At 57.4% G+C, this 12,898-nt stretch carries 14 protein-coding genes and 1 tRNA gene; 7 read left to right on the forward strand and 8 right to left on the reverse strand.

Going from position 1 to position 12,898, the window contains the following annotated elements:
* Positions 1 to 16: 16 nt before the first annotated feature.
* Together purD and EDC30_RS03905 are read right to left on the reverse strand one after the other, a co-directional pair.
* Entirely contained in the window at positions 17 to 1,285 is a 1,269-nt protein-coding gene (gene purD, locus EDC30_RS03900; RefSeq protein ID WP_132257484.1) for a phosphoribosylamine--glycine ligase, read from the reverse strand.
* Between the two features lie 4 nt (positions 1,286 to 1,289).
* Positions 1,290 to 2,015, reverse strand: a complete 726-nt coding sequence (locus tag EDC30_RS03905; protein ID WP_132257485.1) for a YebC/PmpR family DNA-binding transcriptional regulator — start codon at positions 2,013 to 2,015, stop codon at positions 1,290 to 1,292.
* 231 nt (positions 2,016 to 2,246) lie between these two features.
* Between EDC30_RS03905 and EDC30_RS03910 the strand changes: the two genes are divergently transcribed.
* The 3 genes from EDC30_RS03910 to EDC30_RS19875 all read left to right on the forward strand — a co-directional run bounded on the left by EDC30_RS03910 (position 2,247) and on the right by EDC30_RS19875 (position 4,505).
* On the forward strand, positions 2,247 to 3,164 hold the full coding sequence (locus tag EDC30_RS03910; RefSeq protein WP_207907203.1) for a DMT family transporter: 918 nt from the start codon (positions 2,247 to 2,249) through the stop codon (positions 3,162 to 3,164).
* Positions 3,165 to 3,251: 87 nt separating this feature from the next.
* Positions 3,252 to 4,226 carry a quinone oxidoreductase family protein gene (locus EDC30_RS03915; protein ID WP_132257487.1) on the forward strand — a complete coding sequence of 325 codons (975 nt, stop codon included), beginning with the start codon at positions 3,252 to 3,254 and terminating at the stop codon, positions 4,224 to 4,226.
* 144 nt (positions 4,227 to 4,370) lie between these two features.
* Entirely contained in the window at positions 4,371 to 4,505 is a 135-nt protein-coding gene (locus EDC30_RS19875; protein WP_279389745.1) for a hypothetical protein, read from the forward strand.
* A gap of 51 nt (positions 4,506 to 4,556) precedes the next feature.
* Here EDC30_RS19875 and EDC30_RS03920 read toward each other — a convergent pair whose 3' ends face one another.
* On the reverse strand, positions 4,557 to 5,231 hold the full coding sequence (locus tag EDC30_RS03920; protein WP_132257488.1) for a DUF4136 domain-containing protein: 675 nt from the start codon (positions 5,229 to 5,231) through the stop codon (positions 4,557 to 4,559).
* Between the two features lie 81 nt (positions 5,232 to 5,312).
* Entirely contained in the window at positions 5,313 to 5,654 is a 342-nt protein-coding gene (locus tag EDC30_RS03925) for a hypothetical protein (protein ID WP_243656644.1), read from the reverse strand.
* 62 nt (positions 5,655 to 5,716) lie between these two features.
* Between EDC30_RS03925 and pepN the strand changes: the two genes are divergently transcribed.
* From pepN to EDC30_RS03940, 3 genes are all read left to right on the forward strand, one after another.
* A complete protein-coding gene (gene pepN / locus EDC30_RS03930; protein ID WP_132257769.1) occupies positions 5,717 to 8,434 on the forward strand; it encodes an aminopeptidase N in 2,718 nt (905 codons plus the stop codon).
* A 9-nt stretch (positions 8,435 to 8,443) separates the two neighbouring features.
* Positions 8,444 to 9,460, forward strand: coding sequence for a class 1 fructose-bisphosphatase (locus tag EDC30_RS03935; RefSeq protein WP_132257489.1), 1,017 nt, complete (start codon positions 8,444 to 8,446; stop codon positions 9,458 to 9,460).
* Between the two features lie 60 nt (positions 9,461 to 9,520).
* Positions 9,521 to 9,596, forward strand: a tRNA-Thr gene (locus EDC30_RS03940).
* 67 nt (positions 9,597 to 9,663) lie between these two features.
* Here EDC30_RS03940 and EDC30_RS03945 read toward each other — a convergent pair.
* The 3 genes from EDC30_RS03945 to EDC30_RS03955 all read right to left on the reverse strand — a co-directional run bounded on the left by EDC30_RS03945 (position 9,664) and on the right by EDC30_RS03955 (position 11,501).
* Positions 9,664 to 9,975, reverse strand: coding sequence for a cell envelope biogenesis protein TolA (locus EDC30_RS03945; protein WP_132257490.1), 312 nt, complete (start codon positions 9,973 to 9,975; stop codon positions 9,664 to 9,666).
* A gap of 298 nt (positions 9,976 to 10,273) precedes the next feature.
* On the reverse strand, positions 10,274 to 10,894 hold the full coding sequence (locus EDC30_RS03950) for a hemerythrin domain-containing protein (protein WP_132257491.1): 621 nt from the start codon (positions 10,892 to 10,894) through the stop codon (positions 10,274 to 10,276).
* A 403-nt stretch (positions 10,895 to 11,297) separates the two neighbouring features.
* A complete protein-coding gene (locus EDC30_RS03955) occupies positions 11,298 to 11,501 on the reverse strand; it encodes a hypothetical protein (protein WP_132257492.1) in 204 nt (67 codons plus the stop codon).
* Between the two features lie 307 nt (positions 11,502 to 11,808).
* Here EDC30_RS03955 and EDC30_RS03960 point away from each other — a divergent pair, with 307 nt between their 5' ends.
* The gene (locus tag EDC30_RS03960; protein ID WP_132257493.1) at positions 11,809 to 12,309 is read left to right on the forward strand and encodes an SRPBCC family protein; all 501 of its coding nucleotides are present in this window, start codon (positions 11,809 to 11,811) and stop codon (positions 12,307 to 12,309) included.
* Between the two features lie 36 nt (positions 12,310 to 12,345).
* On the opposite strand, the gene EDC30_RS03965 is transcribed toward EDC30_RS03960, so the two are convergent.
* Positions 12,346 to 12,897, reverse strand: coding sequence for an NADPH-dependent FMN reductase (locus EDC30_RS03965; protein WP_132257494.1), 552 nt, complete (start codon positions 12,895 to 12,897; stop codon positions 12,346 to 12,348).
* Position 12,898 lies beyond the last annotated feature (1 nt).

Below are 12,898 nucleotides of genomic sequence, written 5' to 3' on the forward strand. Positions count from 1 at the left end.
TAAGTTTGCCGTGCGGTCAGCGCTTGATGGCGCGCCAGCCGATGTCGCGGCGGAACTGCATGCCGTTGAACTGGATCTTGTCCACCGCCTGGTAGGCAGCGCGTTGCGCCATGCGCACGCTGTCGCCCAGGCCTACCACGCACAGCACGCGGCCGCCAGAAGTCACCAGGTTGCCATCGGCGATGGTCGTGCCGGCATGGAAGGTGACGCAATCGGCGGTTTCGGCCGGAATGTCATGGATAACGTCGCCCTTGCGCGGCGATTCCGGGTAACCGGCAGCAGCCATCACCACGCCCAGCGCGGTGCGGCGATCCCATTCCAGTTCGATCTTGTCGAGCGTGCCATTGACGGCGTGCTCTGCCACGGTGAGGAAATCGGTCTTCAGGCGCGCCATGATCGGCTGGGTTTCCGGGTCGCCCATGCGGCAATTGAATTCCAGCGTCTTGACCTGGCCCTGCTTGTCGATCATCAGGCCTGCATACAGGAAGCCCGTAAACGGAATGCCATCCTTGGCCATGCCTTGCACGGTCGGCTGAATGATTTCGCGCATGACCTTGGCATGGATGGACGGCGTGACGATCGGCGCCGGCGAATAGGCGCCCATGCCGCCGGTGTTCGGGCCTTCGTCATTGTCTTTCAGGCGCTTGTGGTCCTGGCTGGTGGCCAGCGGCAGGATGTTCTGGCCATCTACCATGACGATGAAGCTGGCTTCCTCGCCATCGAGGAAGTCTTCGATCACCACGCGCGCGCCGGCGTCGCCGAGCTTGTTATCCGAGAGCATGGCGTCGATGGCGGCATGCGCTTCGTCCAGGCTCATCGCCACGACCACGCCCTTGCCGGCGGCCAGGCCATCGGCCTTGATGACGATCGGCGCGCCCTTGCGGTTGACGTAGTCGTGCGCTGCCTTGGCATCGGCAAAGGTTTCATAATCGGCGGTCGGGATGCTATGGCGCTTCATGAAGGCCTTGGCGAAATCCTTGGAGCTTTCCAGTTGCGCCGCTTCCTTGGTCGGGCCGAAGATCTTCAAGCCGTGTTCGCGGAAGATGTTGACGATGCCGGCAGCCAGCGGGGTTTCCGGACCGACCACGGTCAGGCCGATACCTTCCTTGATGGCGAATTGCGCCAGCCAGCCGGGCTCGGTGATCGGCACGTTCTTCAGGCGCGGATCGAGTTCGGTGCCGCCATTGCCGGGCGCGACATACACCATTTGCACGCGCGACGATTGCGCGATTTTCCAGGCCAGCGCGTGTTCGCGGCCGCCTGAACCTACTACCAGAACTTTCATGTAATTATTCCTCGATCACGGCATTCGTATAGACTTCCTGGACATCGTCGAGATTCTCCAGGGCGTCCAGCAGCTTTTGCATCTTTTGCGCGTCTTCGCCGGTAAACACGGTTTCGGTGGACGGCTTCATGATGATCTCGGCGACTTCCGCCTTGAAGCCAGTCTTTTCCAGCGCATCCTTGACCGCAGAAAAATCGTTCGGCGCGCACAGCACTTCGATACCGCCTTCCTCGTCGGTGACGACATCTTCGGCGCCGGCTTCGAGCGCGGCTTCCATCAATTTGTCTTCATCGGTGCCGGGGGCGAACAGGAACTGGCCGCAATGCTTGAACAGGAAAGCCACCGAGCCCTCGGTACCCATGTTGCCGCCATACTTGGAAAAGGCGTGACGCACTTCCGCCACCGTGCGCACGCGATTGTCGGTCATGCAATCGACGATGATGGCGGCGCCATTGATGCCGTAGCCTTCGTAACGGATTTCTTCGTAGTTGGCGCCTTCCAGGCCGCCGGTGCCACGCTGGATGGCGCGCTGCACATTATCCTTCGGCATATTGGCGTCGGCCGCCTTGTCGATTGCCAACCGCAGGCGCGGGTTGGCATTGACGTCGCCGCCGCCCATGCGTGCCGCAACGGTGATTTCCTTGATCAGTCGGGTCCAGATCTTGCCGCGCTTGGCGTCAGTTGCTGCCTTCTTGTGCTTGATGTTGGCCCATTTGCTATGTCCTGCCATGACAATTCTTTCCCGATAAGCTTTTGCAAGTGCCTGTTTGCAAAGGAAAAATTGAGAGTCTTCAATTCAGCCGGAGCGGCTGCAGACACGAAAATGAGTGCGGATTTTACCATGCCGCCCACCGCTGAATATGCCGTTCGGCAGCTATTTCGCCATGCTTGTATAAAGTGGAGTGCATGCTGATAAGCAAGCATTCGGCAAGAAAATTGTAGCAAGCCTACAATTGTTACCATGCTTGCCAATTCATCTTCTTCTCTACCGGCGCGCCGTGCTTTTCTTGGCGGCCTGGTCATTGCCATTCTTGGCGCAATCTTTTTCTCGGCTAAGGCCATTGTCGCCAAACTGATCTACCGGTATCACGTCGATGCGGTCACCCTGATCACTTTCCGCATGCTGTTTTCCCTGCCATTCTTTGCCGTGATGGCAATCTGGCAAGCGCGCACGGCGTTGCCGCTGACACGCGCCGAGCGGATCAAGATCGTGCTGCTCGGCCTCGTCGGCTATTACTTGTCGAGTTTTCTCGATTTCCTTGGACTGCAATACATCAGCGCGGGACTCGAGCGCCTGATCCTGTTCTTGACGCCATCCTTTGTCCTGCTGATTTCCTTTGTTTTCCTAAAAAAGAAAGTCACGCGCCTGGAATGGCTGGCCTTGCTGGTTTCGTATGGCGGCACCGTGCTGGTGTTCTTGCATGATGTGCAGATTGGCGGGCAGGGCAATATTGCGCTCGGCGGCGCGCTGGTGCTATCCAGCGCATTTACTTATGCAATCTATCTGCTGCTGTCCGGCGAGCTGGTGCGCAAGGTCGGCACGCTACGCCTGGTGGCTTATGCCATGTGCGTCTCCAGCGTGGCGTGCATCGTGCAGTTTTTCGTGCTGCGGCCGGCTGGCATGCTGGTGCAGCCGCATGAGGTATATGGCCTGTCGCTGGTGAATGCGGTGTTTTGCACAGTCTTGCCGGTGTATCTGACCATGCTGGGCGTGGAAAAAATCGGCGCCGGCAGCGCTTCGCAAGCCGGCATGGTCGGGCCGGTATCCACCTTATTCCTGGGCGCGCTGGTGCTGGATGAACCGATCACGGCAATCCAGCTGGGCGGCACGGCACTGGTCTTGAGCGGGATGTATTTATTGTCACGCAAGAAGGTGTGACGGGTGAGGCGATAGGCCTTCCGGCAAGTTCCGCTGAGCGGTATTAGAATTGCCAACATTGTTCACTTCACATCAAGCGAGCCGCACATGCCGAAAGCAATCAGAATATCCCGGGTCGGTGGCCCGGAAGTCATGGAATATGTCGATGTCGAAGTTGGCGCACCGGGTCCGGGCGAGGTGCATGTGCGCCATGCCGCCTGCGGCTTGAATTACATCGATGTCTACTTCCGCAATGGCGCCTACCAGCAAGCCTTGCCGGCTGGCCTGGGCATGGAAGCCTCGGGCACGGTCGTGGCGGTGGGCGAGGGCGTGACGCATCTGCAGCCGGGCGATCGCATCGCCTATGCCGCCCAGCCTCCAGGCGCCTATGCGGAAGAACGCGTCATGCCGGCCAAGCAAGTGGTGAAGCTGCCGGCTGCCATCGATTTCGACACCGGCGCGGCCATGATGCTGCAAGGGATGACGGTGCAATATCTGTTCAACCGTACCTATCCCTTGCGCGGCGGCGAAACCATCCTGTTCCATGCCGCTGCCGGCGGTGTTGGCTTGATCGCCTGCCAGTGGGCCAGGGCGATGGGCGTGACCATGATCGGCACGGTCGGTTCGGATGAAAAAGCCGAGCTGGCGAAGGCGCATGGCTGCGCGCATGTCATTAACTACAATAAGGAAAACTTCGTCGAGCGCGTCAAGGAAATCACCGGCGGCGCCGGCGTGCCGGTCGTGTACGATTCCATCGGCAAGGATACCTTCATCCCTTCGCTGGATTGCCTGGCTCCCCTTGGCATGCTGGTGAGCTTCGGCGCCGCCTCGGGCCCGGTGCCGCCGTTTGGCCTGCAGGAACTGGCTTCGCGCGGTTCGCTGTATGTGACGCGTCCGTCGCTGTTTACCCATATCGCCAAGCGTGAAGCGCTGGAGGAAATCGCGGCGGACCTGTTCCGCATGGTCGAAAGCGGCAAGGTGAAGATTCCTGTCAATCAGCGCTATGCCTTGAAGGATGTGGCGCAGGCGCATCGCGACCTGGAAGCGCGCAAGACCACGGGCTCGACTATCCTGCTGCCGTAAGCGGTTGACGCCGGAAGATCGATAAGGCTTCCGGAGCAGGCGGCGTGCGTCCTCTCGACCTGGAGCGTGCACGCCGCATTCCTCAGCAGCTTCATTGAGCTGCCCAATATTTTAACCAATCGACATATGCGTCGAGAGCCTCACATGCATCCAGAGCCCGAACACAAAGAGCCCAACGTTTCCGATAGCCCGAAATTCGGGCGCCTGCTGATCATACTGGTTGCCGCCGTGCTGCTGATTGCACTCATTACCGTTGCCTCCGAGGCTTATTATTCCTGAGTCACGGCCTGAAACGGGTGGGCGCCTAGCAAGAGCTTACTAAGGCAAGCGCTATGGCTTGATGTTCTTCGGCGCCGGATCGTCCTTGAATTCCATCGTCACCTGATGCGGTACCCCGCTTCGGCCCGGGAAATCGGCGAAGGCGCTTTTCACCATGTAGGGCATAACGGCAGCCAGGGACGGGCTGCGACCTTCGCTGACGACGGTGACGTCATACAGCTTCTTGCCATCGGCTGCACGGGTGATGCCTACCTGTAGCTGGCGATGGTAGAGCCGATAATTCGATTCGGAGTAACTGACTACCGGCGGCGAATACCAGAAGGGGTCATACCAGAACGGATCGTAATACCGGTATGGCCAGCGCGGCCCGTAAAAAGGGCCATATGGCGGCCCCCACCCTCCCGGGTTCACGACAACCGGCTCGACTACCCGCACGTCACGGTCGGTGATGCGGTACGCCAGATTCACCTTCAGTGCCGCCTTCGCTGCTGCAGACGCATCGGTAAAGCCCAGTCTCAGCAATTCCGCGCGCACAAGGTTTTCGTAATTGCGATATTCCAGGTCATTGTTTTGCGCATTGCTGCGTTCGAAGGTGAACGACTTGTCGGCCAGTTGCGCCGGCCATTCATGGAAAGCCGTGACTTCGCTGCGAATTGTCGGAGTGGAGCAGCCAGCCAGCAGTATGGCGAGCAGCGCCACGAACATCAGGGGGAAACCGCGTTTCATCGTCGACTCCAAAGCATTGAGTTACATAATGAATGATAGTCGCGCTATTGAAAAAAACGGTAAGAAAATGTAAGGAACGGCTTAGTGAGGATTTTCGAAAAAGATGTAATTGCTGCCGAAATCGCTGATTTCGAAGTACACCTTCTTTTCCCCGGGATCGGCAATCATGTTCTGATTTTCATCCAGAATGCCATAGCCAAAACGGTAGGAACGCGGCCGGCCATCGTCCGTTCCCGTGGCAGTCGTGATCTTGTCGATCTTCAAAAAGCGGCGCATCAGCTTGTCGCCGGAATAGAATTCGAGCACGCCATTGGTGCCCGTCCAGTTCTGTACCGAGCGGCTGATCTGGTTTTGTTGCTCTTGGGTACAAGAAGCCAGCATAAACATGACGCAAAGCATGAAGCCGCTTGATACAAATTTCATGATTCCCTCTGCGGATTGGTAAAATTGTATTTTGCGCCTTTCTTTCGCAGGACTCTACCGTGATGCGTACCGATACTCCCCCAACGATTTACCGCAATCAGTATGTCCCTCCCGGCTATTTGGTCGAACAGGTTGAGATGGGCTTCGATCTCGATCCGGCAGAAACCCGGGTCGCCACACGCAGTACCCTGGTAAAAAATCCGGATAGCCCCGAGCGCGACCTGGTGTTGTACGGTCATGAAATGCGCCTGGTGCAAATCCGCATGAACGGCAAGGAATTGACGCCGGCGGACTATCGCCTGGATGGCGAAACCCTGCGCATTCCCAATGCGCCGGACCAGGTGACGCTGGAAATCGAAACGGCCTTGAATCCCGAAAGCAATACGTCGCTGATGGGCTTGTACGTTTCTAACGGCAACTTCTTTACCCAGTGCGAAGCGGAAGGCTTCCGCAAGATTACCTATTTCCCCGACCGGCCGGATGTCATGGCGAAGTACACCGTCATGCTGCGCGCCGATAAAAAGCGCTATCCGGTGCTGCTCTCCAACGGCAACCTGATCGAACAGGGCGACCTCGGCGACGGCCGCCATTACGCTCTCTGGGAAGACCCGTTCAAGAAACCGTCCTACCTCTTCGCGCTGGTCGCGGGCGACCTGGTTTGCCAGGAAGAAGCCTTCCTTCTGAAGGATGGCCGCGAAGTCCTGCTGCAGGTGTGGGTCGAACACGGCAACCTCGACAAGACCCAGCACGCCATGGATTCGCTGAAAAACAGCATTCGCTGGGACGAGGAGCGCTTCAATCTGGAACTCGACCTGGATCGCTTCATGATCGTCGCCGTGGGCGACTTCAACATGGGCGCGATGGAAAACAAGGGCCTGAACATCTTCAACACCAAGTTTGTGCTCGCCAATCCGCGCATCGCCACCGACATCGATTACTTCAATATCGAATCGGTGGTCGGGCACGAATACTTCCATAACTGGACCGGCAACCGCGTCACTTGCCGCGACTGGTTCCAGTTGTCGCTGAAGGAAGGCTTGACGGTATTCCGCGACCAGGAGTTTTCCGCCGATATGATCGGCACGGATTCGGGGCGGGCCGTGCGGCGCATCGATGACGTGCGCGTCCTGCGTCAAACGCAGTTTGCGGAAGATGCCGGCCCGATGGCGCATCCCGTGCGGCCGGACTCGTACATTGAGATTAATAATTTCTACACGGTGACCGTGTATGAAAAAGGCTCGGAAGTCGTGCGCATGTACCAGACCCTGCTGGGGCGCGAAGGCTTCAACCGCGGCATGGCGCTGTATTTCGAGCGGCATGATGGGCAAGCCGTAACCTGCGACGACTTCCGTGCTGCCATGGCCGACGCCAATGGCCGCGACCTGACGCAGTTCGAACGCTGGTACAGCCAGGCCGGCACGCCACATGTCTCCGCTACAAGCGAATACGATGGTCATGCCAGGACCTTCACCCTGACGTTGTCGCAATCCTGCCCGCCGACGCCGGGCCAGGAAAAGAAGCTGCCTTTCCATATTCCGGTGGCGGTCGGCTTGCTCGACTCCAGCGGACGCGACATGCCGCTGCACCTGGCGCCGCACGGCAATGCGCCGGAAGCGCCGACGACCGCCATTCTCGAATTGACCGAAGAGCGCCAGACATTCGTGTTCCACGAAGTGAGCGAATGTCCCGTGCCTTCGCTGCTGCGCAATTTCTCCGCGCCGGTGGTGCTCTCGTACGAGTACACCGATGCCGAACTGGCATTCCTGATGGAGCATGACAGCGACCCGTTCAATCGCTGGGAAGCGGGCCAGCGACTGGCCACACGCCGCTTGCTGGTGCTGGTCGACAAACTGCTGCTGGCGGACTCTGTCGCGCAGACGTTCGATGGCGAGGATGCCGATGTCCAGTCTGCGACTGCGCGTGTGCCGAGCGCGGAACAGGCGGCACTGATTGGCGCGCTGCGCGGCACCTTGCGGCATGCCGGACTGGACCCGGCCTTCCGCGAAGTGGCGCTGAGCTTGCCATCGGAAACGATGCTGTCGGAAGAAATGGACGTGATCCATCCGCACGCCATCCATCGCGCACGCCTGGCGCTGCGCCGCATGATTGCGGAGCAATTGCGGGAAGAGTTCCTGGAGACTTACCACGCCAACCAGACACCGGGCCCCTATAGCCCCGATCCGCAATCGGTGGGCAAGCGCGCCTTAAAAAACCTGGCCTTGTCCTATCTGTGCGAACTGGATGATGAGGCTTCGCACGAACTGATGGAGCGCCAGTACGACCATGCCACCAACATGACCGACCGCCTGGCGGCGTTGACGGCGCTGGTCAACAGCAGGGCGGCTGGCCGACAGGACCGCCTGAACCGCTTCTTTGAAGAGTTCAAGCACGAAGCCCTGGTGATCGACAAGTGGTTCACCCTGCAAGCCACCGCGCGCGGCACCGATGTCGCGGCGGTACGCGAGCTGGCACGCCATCCTGCCTTCACGCTGAGGAACCCGAACCGGGTGCGCAGCCTCGTGCTGGCTTTCTGCAGCGGCAATCCCGCGCAATTTCACGCGCCCGATGGCAGCGGTTATGCCTTCTGGGCCGAGTATGTCATCGCTCTGGATGCCATCAATCCCCAGGTCGCCGCGCGGCTGGCCCGCGTGATGGACCGCTGGCGCAAGTATGCCCAGCCCTTGCGCGAAAAGATGCGCGAAGCGTTGGAACGCGTCGCCGCCTCTCCATCCCTGTCGGGCGACGTGCTCGAAGTTATCTCGAAATCCCTAGCAAACTAAAGAAAGACCATGACAGCCAACGCTAAACGTATCAGCCTCACCCAATATCTCGTAGAAGAACAGCGCTTGCACAATACCGTGCCGGGCGAACTGCGCCTGTTGATCGAAGTCGTCGCCCGCGCCTGCAAAACCATCAGCCACGCCGTGGGCAAGGGCGCGCTGGGCGAAGTGCTGGGCAGTGCCGGCATTGAAAACGTGCAGGGCGAAGTGCAGAAAAAGCTCGACGTCCTGTCCAATGAAATCCTGCTGGAAGCGAACGAGTGGGGTGGTCATCTGGCGGCCATGGCGTCGGAAGAGATGGAAACCATCCACCCGATTCCGAACCGTTATCCGATGGGCGAATACCTGTTGCTGTTCGATCCGCTCGATGGTTCGTCCAACATCGATGTCAACGTTTCCATCGGCACCATCTTCTCCGTGCTGAAAGCGCCGGAAGGCATGGTGACGCCGACCGAAGAGGATTTCCTGCAGCCTGGCGCCAAGCAGGTCGCTGCCGGCTATGCCGTGTACGGCCCGCAAACCGTGCTGGTGCTCACCACCGGCGATGGCGTGAACTGCTTCACGCTCGATCGCGAGATGGGTTCCTGGGTACTCACCCAGCGCAACATGCAAATCCCGGTCGACACCAAGGAATACGCGATCAATGCTTCCAATGCGCGCCACTGGTATCCGCCGGTGCAGCGCTACATCAACGAACTCCAGCAAGGCAAGACCGGCCCGCGCGGAAAGGATTTCAACATGCGCTGGATCGCTTCCATGGTCGCGGATGTGCATCGCATCCTGAACCGCGGCGGCATCTTCATGTATCCGGCCGATGCGCGTGAGCCCAACAAGCCAGGCAAGCTGCGCTTGATGTACGAAGCCAATCCGATGTCATTCATCGTCGAGCAGGCCGGCGGCGCCGCTACCAATGGCACGCAACGCATCCTCGACATTCAGCCGGAATCGCTGCATCAACGCGTTGCCGTATTCCTGGGTTCGAAGAATGAAGTGGAACATGTGACTGGTTATCATCGCGACGCTTGATGAAAGTCACTTGGAGTTGCTGACAGAAAAGCAGATTTTTTTGCTAAAATAGCAGACTTCGCTGATGTAGCTCAGTTGGTAGAGCAACTGATTCGTAATCAGTAGGTCGGAGGTTCGATTCCTCTCATCAGCACCAAAAAATTAACGCCTTACGCGAATGCCGCGTAAGGCGTTTTCATTTAGGAGGCTATCTCAGTAGCGCATCAGCGTTTCGCTGCGTCAGCCTTATCCTCGGCGCGTTCATGCTTGGCTTTGGCATCGGCCTCGGCCTGTTCATGCTGAGCTTTGGCCTGGTCCTTGCAGGCATCTTTCTTATCGCCTTTCAATTTCGAGCACTTGGCTTTCGCAGCCTTGTAGTCGCCGTCAATCTTTTCCTTTGCAGCTTTATAGTTGCCATCTGCTTTTTCTTCCATCGCTTTGGCATCTGCCTTGGCGGCATCAGTGGCAGCAATGGCCGATGTATTCATAAAGGCTGCCAACAGAGCAACACTCAATGAAGCAAGTAATTTATTCATAGTAATCTCCTTGAGTAAGGTAATCGAAAAAGCTTTTCAGCATGACGTTACATCTCATTAAGCTCCCATTCCCAAGGTAAAAAAATTGAAGAACGAAAGGTTTTTCGTAATGCGCACAGCTATTACGTATGAGATGCAGCGCACAGAAGATTAGATACATGACTTGTGCCAAGGTTGCATTTTTGGCACTGCTCTTAATCAAAGGAATTTTTGCATGTGCAGAATCATCGGCAAGAAAAAAGCCCAGTCATGCCGGGCTTCTGCTTGAAAGAAATAAATGGAAGTAATAAAACGCCGGTCAAGATCCACGACGGCTGCTTGGCGCGCCCTGTGATTCACGCGCCAGAGTGGCAACCATGTTGGATTCATAAGCCTGCATTTGAATGCCAAGCGCTTCCAGATCCATGTTGGACTGGCGAACTACCGGGAAAAGCTGCTTTTCCTCGGCGTCGATATGCTGCAGGATAGCATCGCGCAATTGCTGGAACATCGCGTCGCATTGCGGATTGCTGGGATCCATGCCCTTGAGTTGATGGATTAACTGGTCGGCCTGTTCATGCTCGCTCATGCATTCTTCAACCAGCCTTGCATCAAGCTGTTGTACTGCTGGATAGAACGTAGCTTCTTCCAGGGACGAATGCATTTCCAGAAGCTGTAATATTTCCGGGCCGGCTTCCTGTTTGACTTGCTGATCTTGTGTGGAAAAATAGCGTTCGAACAGCTTCTTCACAAAGTTATGGTCCTTTTCAAGCGCTTGCAGCGGGTCACTTGTCGGGAATCCTTCACTTCTTCTATTGCCAATGGGGTCCGTGATCATATGTGTCTCCATGCTCTTAACGAGCGGTAAACGATAAAACCAGCGGCGACGCCATGAGGGATATTGATGCCGCCGCCTGATGCTGGACTGATTGGATGCCAAACCGTGGTGCGAATTCCGCTTTCATCCCACGTGGTGGATGCACGGCATCTATCATCTTCCTAACGCATCAGCCCCGTGCCAGAAACCAGTTCATCGCTGCCTGCACGATGTTGGTGGGAATGACATGGCCGCCTTCAAACTCGTCATATGTCACGGCGTAGCCAGTCTGATGCAATTGCGGCACAAGCTTGCGGCTGCAGAAATCCACCGGCAGGACATTGTCTCTCGTGCCGTGCGAAATGAAAATTTTCGGTTTGCCATGCGGGATCGCTCAGCTGCAGCATGCCACTTCTGTTTTTCAATGAGCGACAAATAAAAACGGGGCAGAAAAGATGCTGCCCCGTCTTGAATTCATTGATGCACGCCTGCCTAAGTCGCTCTTATGCAGGCCGGGCATCGGAAGTCATGGCGATTCCGGTTCTGCCGGTTCCGAACCATTCGGAAAAGTTTTTTGCATATCCTGACGACTCACACGATGCGGACGATGCGGATCTTCGGCCGGGTCGTCGATCGGCAAGACATGCTGGTCGCCGGAGTTCTTTTGCCGCTGCAGCTCCATTGCATTGGAAGATTTAACATGAGTACGGTTTGGCTTGGTGATAGACATTCGATGCTCCTTTTTCGCTGCCAAGTACTGCTAAAAAATTGCGCTGCCCATAGTTTCTCTGGATAGCGCAACAGTAAAAGTATTCAATGCAAGAAAAGTTTTTAGACGACCCAAGCAGTAGGGAGTTCGGCGCTTGCTCCGGCGGCATGGAACGAAACCGAGTGTTGACATAGCCGCCCAATCGCCGTGACGTTTATCCCGAACCAAATTGCCGCTCCGGAATCCATCCAATTGCACAGGGAAACGGCGCGGCAACTGGCGTGCCGCGAGCCGGCGTGTGCCGTTTCAATATTCAAGAAAAACCACCATGCTCCCATCCAGGCTCAACAAATATCATCTGACCACGCTGTGGAAATTCGACGCGCCGCTCGAACTGGTGTGGAAGACGATCCTGGATAGCGAATCCTGGCCGCAGTGGTGGCAAGGCGTCGAGCGCGTTGTCACACTCGATCGCGGCGATGCCAGCGGTATAGGTGCACGCCAACGCTATATCTGGAAAAGCGCCTTACCGTATCGCCTGAAATTCGTGTCGCGCGTCACGCGGGTCGAGCCGATGCGCATCCTGGAAGGACGCGTGGAGGGAGACGTGGAAGGCATCGGCTGCTGGCACTTCGGGCAAGACAAGGGATTGACGATCGTGCGCTATGAATGGCACGTGCAGACGACACGCAGCTGGATGAATGTGCTGTCGCTGTTTGCCAAGCCGTTTTTCCGCCGCAGCCACGATGCGCTCATGCGGGCCGGCGGCCAAGGATTGGCGCACCACCTGCAAACCTGCCTGGTGGCGTATCAGACCTTGCGCACCTGAGCCGTGGCCACGCCTCGATAACAGTCAGGCGAACATTCAGGCGTTGTGTTTCTTTACCCAGGCAACGTACTTGTCCATCCAGCCTTGCAGGAATTGTTTGCTGCCCAGGCTGATGTTGCCGGCTTCATCGTATAAGCCTTCCTTGGCGTGGATAAATGCTTCCGGCTGGCCAAGCGTCGGCATGTCCAGATAAGCCAGCATATTGCGCAAATGCTGCTGCGCCATGGCCGTGCCGATGGCGCCGATGGACACGCCGATGACGCCGGCCGGCTTGCCTGCCCAGGCGCTCTGGCCATACGGACGCGAGGCGTGGTCGATGGCATTTTTCAGCACGCCGGGAACTGAGCGGTTGTATTCCGGCGTGACGAACAAAACGCCGTGTGCCGACTTGATGGCATCTTTCAGGCGCTTGACCGATTCAGGCGGATTGTTTTCCTCGTCCTGGTTGTAAAGCGGCAGGTCGCCGATTTCCACATGCTTGAACGAGAATTCGGCGGGCGCCAGGCGTACCAGCGCGTCGGCGAATTTGCGGTTGATCGATTCGCTCCGCAGGCTGCCGACAACAAGGGCGATTTGGTATTGATTCATG

The organism is Paucimonas lemoignei (assembly GCF_004342585.1).
Taxonomy (GTDB): domain Bacteria; phylum Pseudomonadota; class Gammaproteobacteria; order Burkholderiales; family Burkholderiaceae_D; genus Paucimonas; species Paucimonas lemoignei.

Excerpts from the sequence above, each read along its gene's own strand:
- purD (WP_132257484.1), bottom strand. The coding sequence starts at position 1,285 with ATGAAAGTTCTGGTAGTAGGTTCAGGCGGCCGCGAACACGCGCTGGCC.
- EDC30_RS03905 (WP_132257485.1), bottom strand. The coding sequence starts at position 2,015 with ATGGCAGGACATAGCAAATGGGCCAACATCAAGCACAAGAAGGCAGCA.
- EDC30_RS03910 (WP_207907203.1), top strand. The coding sequence starts at position 2,247 with ATGCTTGCCAATTCATCTTCTTCTCTACCGGCGCGCCGTGCTTTTCTT.
- EDC30_RS03915 (WP_132257487.1), top strand. The coding sequence starts at position 3,252 with ATGCCGAAAGCAATCAGAATATCCCGGGTCGGTGGCCCGGAAGTCATG.
- EDC30_RS19875 (WP_279389745.1), top strand. The coding sequence starts at position 4,371 with ATGCATCCAGAGCCCGAACACAAAGAGCCCAACGTTTCCGATAGCCCG.
- EDC30_RS03920 (WP_132257488.1), bottom strand. The coding sequence starts at position 5,231 with ATGAAACGCGGTTTCCCCCTGATGTTCGTGGCGCTGCTCGCCATACTG.
- EDC30_RS03925 (WP_243656644.1), bottom strand. The coding sequence starts at position 5,654 with ATGAAATTTGTATCAAGCGGCTTCATGCTTTGCGTCATGTTTATGCTG.
- pepN (WP_132257769.1), top strand. The coding sequence starts at position 5,717 with ATGCGTACCGATACTCCCCCAACGATTTACCGCAATCAGTATGTCCCT.
- EDC30_RS03935 (WP_132257489.1), top strand. The coding sequence starts at position 8,444 with ATGACAGCCAACGCTAAACGTATCAGCCTCACCCAATATCTCGTAGAA.
- EDC30_RS03945 (WP_132257490.1), bottom strand. The coding sequence starts at position 9,975 with ATGAATAAATTACTTGCTTCATTGAGTGTTGCTCTGTTGGCAGCCTTT.
- EDC30_RS03955 (WP_132257492.1), bottom strand. The coding sequence starts at position 11,501 with ATGTCTATCACCAAGCCAAACCGTACTCATGTTAAATCTTCCAATGCA.
- EDC30_RS03960 (WP_132257493.1), top strand. The coding sequence starts at position 11,809 with ATGCTCCCATCCAGGCTCAACAAATATCATCTGACCACGCTGTGGAAA.
- EDC30_RS03965 (WP_132257494.1), bottom strand. The coding sequence starts at position 12,897 with ATGAATCAATACCAAATCGCCCTTGTTGTCGGCAGCCTGCGGAGCGAA.